Origin of the sequence: Edaphobacter sp. (assembly GCF_035532915.1) — a bacterium.
Lineage (GTDB): Bacteria > Acidobacteriota > Terriglobia > Terriglobales > Acidobacteriaceae > Edaphobacter.
On the sequence record NZ_DATKQC010000314.1, the window covers coordinates 1 to 7369 of the forward strand.

Annotated in this window: 4 protein-coding genes; 2 read left to right on the forward strand and 2 right to left on the reverse strand. The window is 62.3% G+C overall.

All coding sequences use genetic code 11. The features are described 5' to 3' along the window. Together VMU57_RS14910 and VMU57_RS14915 are read right to left on the reverse strand one after the other, a co-directional pair. Positions 1 to 2368: TAT-variant-translocated molybdopterin oxidoreductase (locus VMU57_RS14910; protein WP_325384788.1), on the reverse strand; the 2368-nt coding region annotated here is incomplete at its 3' end. Positions 2369 to 2427: 59 nt separating this feature from the next. Continuing rightward, positions 2428 to 3351, reverse strand: a complete 924-nt coding sequence (locus VMU57_RS14915; protein ID WP_325384790.1) for a cytochrome c3 family protein — start codon at positions 3349 to 3351, stop codon at positions 2428 to 2430. A gap of 438 nt (positions 3352 to 3789) precedes the next feature. Between VMU57_RS14915 and VMU57_RS14920 the strand changes: the two genes are divergently transcribed. Together VMU57_RS14920 and VMU57_RS14925 are read left to right on the forward strand one after the other, a co-directional pair. Continuing rightward, the gene (locus VMU57_RS14920) at positions 3790 to 4500 is read left to right on the forward strand and encodes a DNA-3-methyladenine glycosylase (protein WP_325384792.1); all 711 of its coding nucleotides are present in this window, start codon (positions 3790 to 3792) and stop codon (positions 4498 to 4500) included. Between the two features lie 109 nt (positions 4501 to 4609). Then, positions 4610 to 7171 carry a DUF3536 domain-containing protein gene (locus VMU57_RS14925; protein ID WP_325384794.1) on the forward strand — a complete coding sequence of 854 codons (2562 nt, stop codon included), beginning with the start codon at positions 4610 to 4612 and terminating at the stop codon, positions 7169 to 7171. The last annotated feature ends 198 nt before the right edge of the window (positions 7172 to 7369 follow it).

A 7369-nucleotide genomic window follows, 5' to 3' on the forward strand; every position in this document is an offset into this window, starting at 1 on the left:
CGACCTTGCCGATCAGCGTCCCGCTCGAGTCGCGGCCCATCTCGTCATGGGCGAAGTTGGGGTTCTTCTCGACCTCGACCACAGTGGCGTAGCGGATAATCGACCGCTCCATCGCCTCGTGGCCGGCCAGCGAGTAGGTCCCGCCGGTGTCGAAGAGCTTCTTGTCGAGGTCGTGCTGCGCGAAGCTGCCGCGATGCTCGATGTTGTGGACCTTGGTGACGCAGAGATCGTAGCCGCTGCCCACCTTCTTCGCCGTCGCTCCGCCCAGATAGTAAGGAGCGTCCGCGGTGCGAATCTGGTAAGCATCGAAGCCGACACCCGCTCCAACGCGGCCAGCCTCGGCCTGGCGTCCAAAGCCGAGATGAACCGTGATCGCGCCATCGGGATGGCCCGGAGCCATCAGCACCGGCGCCGTTACCTTGCGGCCGTTCAGCTCGATCTCGATCAGATCGGTCTCTTCGACGTTGAGATTGGCCATGGTGCCCATGCTCATCAACGCGGCATTGTCCCAGCTCATGTTCGTGATCTGCTTGGGAAGCTCCTGCAGCCAGCCGACGTTGGCATAGCGACCGTCGTAGAGCGAAGGATCGGGCCGGAACGAGATCTCGTAGCCGCTGCTCGCCGGGGCCTGTGGAATAAACGCCATGGCATTTCCCGCGGGAGCGCCAGCCTTCGGTGTAAACGCCGTGCCTTCCACCCAGCCATCGTGCAGCGACTTGCGCCAACTGGTGGCGAAGTCGCCCTTGATGTAGGTCTTCGCATTGGCCACCACCACGTCGTAGGCCGAAAGCTGCGGATTGGCGAGGACGGACTGGAAGACGTCATGCGCCGATTTGCCGCCGTACAGCGGAGCGATCATCGGCTGAATGATCGAGATGGTGCCGTCATAGGCGCGTGCATCCGACCAGCTCTCGAGATAGTGAGCCTTGTTGATGTGCCACAGCGAGATCGCACCGGTCTCATCCACATGGTTGCCCAGATGCACCGTGTTCGGCACCTTGTTGAAGGCGTCGAGGAAGTTCAGATCGGCAGGAGCGGCATAGACCGGGTTGATGCCCAGCATCACCAGCCACTGGACTTTGCCAGCATTGATATCAGCGACCACAGCCTTGAGGTCTGCGACCTGCTCGGACGGAATCGGGTTGACCGTCTCGGTATAGACGACCGTCTTGCCCACCGCGCCCAGCGAGGCATTCAGCGCATACGCCGCCGCGTGAACCGCCGGAGCAGCCTGCTCGCCCGGAATGACCACGCACTTGCCGCTGCTCTGGTGCAGGTCGGCAAGCAGCGACGTAAAGAACTTCTGCTGGTCGGCATCGAGCCCCTGCGGAGCCGCGCCCTTTACCAATCCTTGCGCGAAGGCAGCGATATCGCTGGGCTTGAGCGCCAGCCTGTGCTCTGCCTTGAAGCCGGTCACCGTCGGCATGGTCTCGACGACGTACATCCGGTTCATCGTCTTGCCCGCTTCATAGCGATGCCGCTCCGAGTAGGCCGCCGCCATCGGCAGGAACCCCGGATGGGCGATGCCGCCCAGGAAGTCCGCATCGAGCGAGAGGATCACATCGGCGTTTTCGAGCTTGTACTGCGCATCGGTGTAGCTGCCGAAGGTGGCCTTCGACGCCGCGCGCGATGAGTCGGAGTTCACCGGCTCCCACTGCGCCAGCTTCGCCTGCGGATAGGCCGCCTGCACCTGCTTCCACTGCTCGGCCAGCGTAGGCGAGGTGATGGTCTCGCTCAGGAAGTAAACGCCCTGGCCACCATTGGTCTTCTTGATCGCAGAGGCGAACGCCTGCTGAAAGCTGCCAAACGAAGAGTTCTGCCCACGCAGCAACACATGCTGCGAACGATCAGGATCATAAAGATCGAGCAGCGTCGCCTGCGTGAATGCGTCCGACTTGCCCTTCGAGACAGGGTGCTCCGGGTTGCCGTCCACCTTGATCGGACGGAAGGCGTCGGACTTGATCAGTACCGGGATCGCGCCGGTCGGAAAGGGATGCGCCGTGGCAAAGTACATCGGCTTGCCCAGAACCAGGTCCTCGGGCTGCTTGACGTAGGGAAAGATCGGCTCGTCGGGCTGCTTGGTGCAACCGGCCATACCGGCCAGCGCCAGCGACGCGCCCATCACCTTCAGGAATCCGCGGCGGCTGACTGCATCGACCCACTCGGTCGAGCCGGACTGGCGAGGAAACTCTTCCGCCATCAGCTCATGGAACGCCGGGGTCTCGGCCAGCTCGTCGAGGTTCTTCCAGAAACGCCGCGCGGTCTGGCCGTCCAGCTTAGCGCGGACCTCGGCCAGCGTCAGCTTTGCCGGCGCAATCTGGGTGACTACTACAGGTTGTGCTTGTACAGGTGCTTTTGTCTCAGCCATCGTCTGCTCTGTTCCAATCCCTGCCGTTTTAATCCCAGTCGTTTTGTTGCCGGTCGTCTTCATCGGTGGCACGTCTCGCAGCTCGAAAGCTGTTCCGGCTCGCGGATATGGTATTGAGCGGTCAGATATTTACCCAGCTCCATCTGGCTGGTGAACTTCTGATAGCTCGCCGGCAACGCCAGTTGCAGCGGCAGCGGATTGCCCACTGTCTTGCCCTCGCCGCCATCGACGATATGCGGCTGCATATTCGGCCCGGTCTGCGGAGCACCCAGTCCAGCCGGATGCGTCGGCTCCAGCTGCATCATCGCCAGCTCAGGATTTCCATTGTTGCTTGGGTCGGTTGTCGTGCAGCTCACGTCCTGCGACGTCGGCCCGCTCTTCCCGGTACCGGCGCACCACACTGGTTTTTCCTTCGACGGGCCAGCCCATGCCATGTTGTAGATCTCGCTCGTAGGCCTGAGATTACTGGCCGGATTGCGATGGCAGTTCAGGCACCACTCCATCTGCAGGGTGTTCTGCTGATACATCAACGGCATCTCGTCGACGCGGCCGTGACAGCTGGCGCAGCCGATACCTTTATTCACGTGAACTTCGTGGTTGAAATAAACGTAGTCAGGAAGGTCATGCACGCGAATCCACTGGATCGACGCTCCCGTTGCCCAGCTCTGCCGCACCGGCTCCAACAACTGGGCATCGGTCCAGATCTGCGAGTGGCAGTTGATGCAGGTCTTGGTCGGCGGGATTCCGGCGTAGCTCGACTTCTCCACCGACGTATGGCAGTACTGGCACTGCAGGCCAAGGCCCTCGACGTGGTGCTTGTGGCTGAACGGGATCGGCTGGTCCGGCCGCTGGCCCTGCCGCGTCACCCACGGCGAGCGCTGCAACTCGTTCAGCGTGACGCCGAGCGCGATGACAATAATGCCCGTCAACACCAGGCTCAAGCGAGCCAGCGCGTTCGAACTGCGGTCAAAAACTTGCGCCATGAGTGCGTTCCTGCTTCCTTTGCTTTACTTGACTTAAGGAGGTCGAAAGGTTTCCTTCGATTCCTTATCTCTTGCGGGCAACCCTACTTGCCGATAGTGATGCCAAGTCGGCGGCTGGGACGTCCGCGACGGATTGAGCCCCACCAAAAGTAGTTTTTTTTAGCGCCCCGAGTATAGCAGCGCAAAAACACACTTAGAAACCACCAGGCACCGCTCTCTGCTATTTTTTTACGTGCAAATCCGATTATCGAAATGTGACATAAATGCCCGTCGGCAGGCCATTGCACAACATCTCGTGCATCGTCGCTCCATTCGCGAATCGAACCACTATATCTACCGTGCCGCAAAGGTGTTGCTCTTGTAAATGCGAACCAAATCAGTCCGAGTTTCGACGGACGTCGAAAGACATCCAGCCTCTACCTGCGATAACGTCAACTCATGCCGCGTCCTCTCAATAGTCCGCGCCCTCCACGCTACGACTCCGCTCTCGCCTGCAAAGAACTCGCCGCCGCCGACCCCAAACTAGGCCGCCTGATCGAACGCGCCGGTCCCTTTACCCTGCGCGTCGCCAGCGCCCAGTCTCCCTTCGAGGCGCTGGTCGAGAGCATCGTGTATCAGCAGCTGCACGCCAAGGCCGCTGCAACCATTCATCGCCGCCTGCTCGAGAGCTTCCAGCCCGTCTGCGGCCTCGATCATCCCAGCCCCCAGCATCTCCTCGATTGCCCCAACGAGCAGCTGCGCGCCGCGGGCCTGTCGCACAACAAGAGCCTCGCCCTGCGCGATCTCGCCGCAAAGACAGTCGATGGCACCGTGCCGACGCTCGCCCGCATCCGCCGCATGTCCGACGAGGCCATCATCGAGCACCTCATCCAGGTGCGTGGCATCGGCCGCTGGACGGTGGAGATGCTGCTCATCTTCCGCCTCGGCCGCCCCGACGTTCTTCCGGTCGACGACTATGGCGTCCGCAAAGGCTTCGCGCTCACCTTCGGCAAGCTCAAACCCGCCGACAAGGTCACCCCCGCCGATCTCCCCAAACCCGACATCATGCGCCGCCGAGCAGAGCGCTGGAAGCCCTGGTCTTCTGTCGCCAGCTGGTATCTGTGGCGAGCCTGCGATCTCGCCGCAGGCAAACTCACGCCGCTTCCCTGAATCCTATCGAGTAACGACACCGATCAGGCCCGCGCAAATTAACGCAAACACTGGAAAGCGTTCCGCGATTTCCACGCTTCCGCTCACCCCAAGGGACATCAAAGTATCTATGGCCAAGTCGAAGTCTTCTATCAAAAACGTTCCCGCCCGACCACCGGCCAGCGCGGGGGACACCCGTTTCGTCTGTGTTCACGGCCACTTCTACCAGCCGCCACGCGAGAACCCATGGCTTGAGAGCATCGAGGTGCAGGACTCCGCCGCTCCGTATCACGACTGGAACGACCGCATCACCTCAGAGTGCTACGCGCCCAACGGGGCATCGCGCATCACCAACAAAAAGAACGAGATCATCCGCATCATGAACAACTACGCGCGGATGAGCTTCAACTTCGGCCCCACGCTGTTGAGCTGGCTCGAAGACAGCGCTCCCCGCACCTACCGCATGATTCTCGACGCCGACAAGGCCAGCGCCGCCCGCTACGGCGGCCACGGCTCGGCCATCGCCCAGGTCTACAACCACATCATCATGCCGCTGGCCAACGAGCGCGACGCGCGCACCCAGATCCGCTGGGGCATCGCCGACTTCGAGCTGCGCTTTGGCCGCAAGCCCGAGGGAATGTGGCTCGCCGAGACCGCCGTCAACCGCAACGTACTCGATCTAATGGCCCAGGAGGGCATCAAGTTCACCGTCCTCGCACCGCACCAGTGCGCCCGCGTCCGCCGCAAGACCGACCCGGCCAAACCCGATGCCGCCAATAACGACGGCTGGCTGGGGACCCCCGACACCACCGTCGATCCCCGCCACCCCTACACCGTTCCGCTCAACGACGGCCGCAGCATCACCGTCTTCTTCTACGATGGCCCCAACTCCCGCGCCATTGCCTTTGAAGGCATCCTCAACAGCGGCGAAGACTTCGGCCATCGGCTGGTCGAAGAGTTTCGCCCAACCTCCAACGACGACGAGCCGGCACAGCTCTCGCACGTCGCCACCGACGGCGAAAGTTACGGCCACCATCACAAGCACGGCGAGATGGCACTCTCCTACGCCATGCACTGGATCGAGGACGAGAAACAGGCGCGCCTGACCATCTACGGCGAGTTTCTCGAAAGATTTCCTCCGCGATGGGAGGCCGAGGTCGAAGAGGACACCTCGTGGAGCTGTCCGCATGGCGTCGAGCGCTGGCGCTCCAACTGCGGCTGCAACGGCGGCAAGCCTGGCTGGAACCAGGAGTGGCGCGCCCCTCTGCGCGAGGCGCTCGATTACCTGCGCGACGCCACCGCTCCGCTGTCTGAAGAGTTCGCGCGCCCCCTGCTCAGAGACCTCTGGGCTGCCCGCGACGCCTATATCCACCTCATTAACAACCGCTCCCGCGCCTCCACGGCCAGCTTCTTCGAGGCCCATCAGGCCCACGACCTCAGCGAGGCCGAACGCATCGACGTGCTCGAACTGCTGGAGCTGCAACGCCACACCCAGTTGATGTACACCAGCTGCGGCTGGTTCTTCGACGAAATCTCCGGCATCGAGACCGTGCAGATCATCGCCTACGCTGGCCGCGTCCTCCAACTCGCGGCCAAACTCTTCAGCGAGCGGGGCGCAGCCCTCGAAACTGAATTTCTCCACATCCTCGAAAAAGCGAAGAGCAACATCCCCGAGATGCAGAGCGGCGCCGAGGTCTATCGCCGCTACGTCACCAACATGCGCATCGGCCTCGAAGAGGTCGGCGCCCACTACGCCATCAGCTCCATCTTCCGCTCCTACCCCGAAGACGGTGCGCTGTTCTGCTTCAACGTCCATCGCGACAGCCACGAGATCTTCAACTCCGGCCGTGGCCGCGTCGCCCTGGGCCGCGCCCGCGTCCGCTCCCGCGTCACCGAAGAGAGCGAGGACATCTGCTTCGCGGTGCTCCATCTCGGCGACCAGAACCTCTCCGCCGCCATCAAGCCCTACGTCCCCCAGGAGCCGGACCAGCTCGAAGCCTTCACCAACTTCTCCGCCGAGATCGGCAACGCCATGCGCCGCGCCAATCTCCCCGAGGTCATCCGCCTCATCGACCACTTCTTCGGCAACATGTCCTACTCCCTTACCTCGCTGTTCGCCGACGAGCAGCACCGCATCCTCAACACCATCCTCAACCGCACCCTCTCGGAGATGGAGGACTCGCTGCGCAAGATCTACGAGGACCACGCCTCCCTGCTCCACTTCCTCATCGAATCCAACATCGCCGCGCCTCCAGCACTCGCGCTGGCTTCGAGCTTCGCCGTCAACGCCAGCATGCGCCGCGCCATCGAGGCCGACCCCTTCGACCCGGTCGAGATCGAGCGCCTGCTCCACCGCGCCGAGACCGACCAGATCGAGCTCGACACCCACCTGCTCGGCTTCACCGCAGGCCAGCGCATGAAGCGCGCCATGATTCGCCTCGAAGCCGAAGTTGCTGGCGACCCGTCCGCCGCGGGGGCAATCCATGCCGCCGTCACCATCGCCAACTCCCTGCGCGACATCCCGTTCGATGTGAACTTCTGGCAGGCCCAGAACATCTGGAACGACCTGCTGCGCCGCAGCGACAAGAACTACTGGACGGAGGAGTGGAAAGACGACTTCAAGAAGCTGGGCCAGGCCATGAACATCTGCGTCGACCAACTGGTCGTCGAAGCAGGCGTGAGCGCCTTCTGACGCTGACGCCTTTTCCATCCGCTACCATCTACCCATGCAGAGACTTCGCACGCTCTCCTTGACCCTTCTGGCCATTACTCTCGTCGCCAACGCGCAGACCGTCCTGAAACCCCACATCCTCCACCTTGCAAATGGCAAGAGCGTGACCCTTTCGCTCCCCGCCGCCTTCGACATCGACGTCGCCGCCCAGGGTATGCA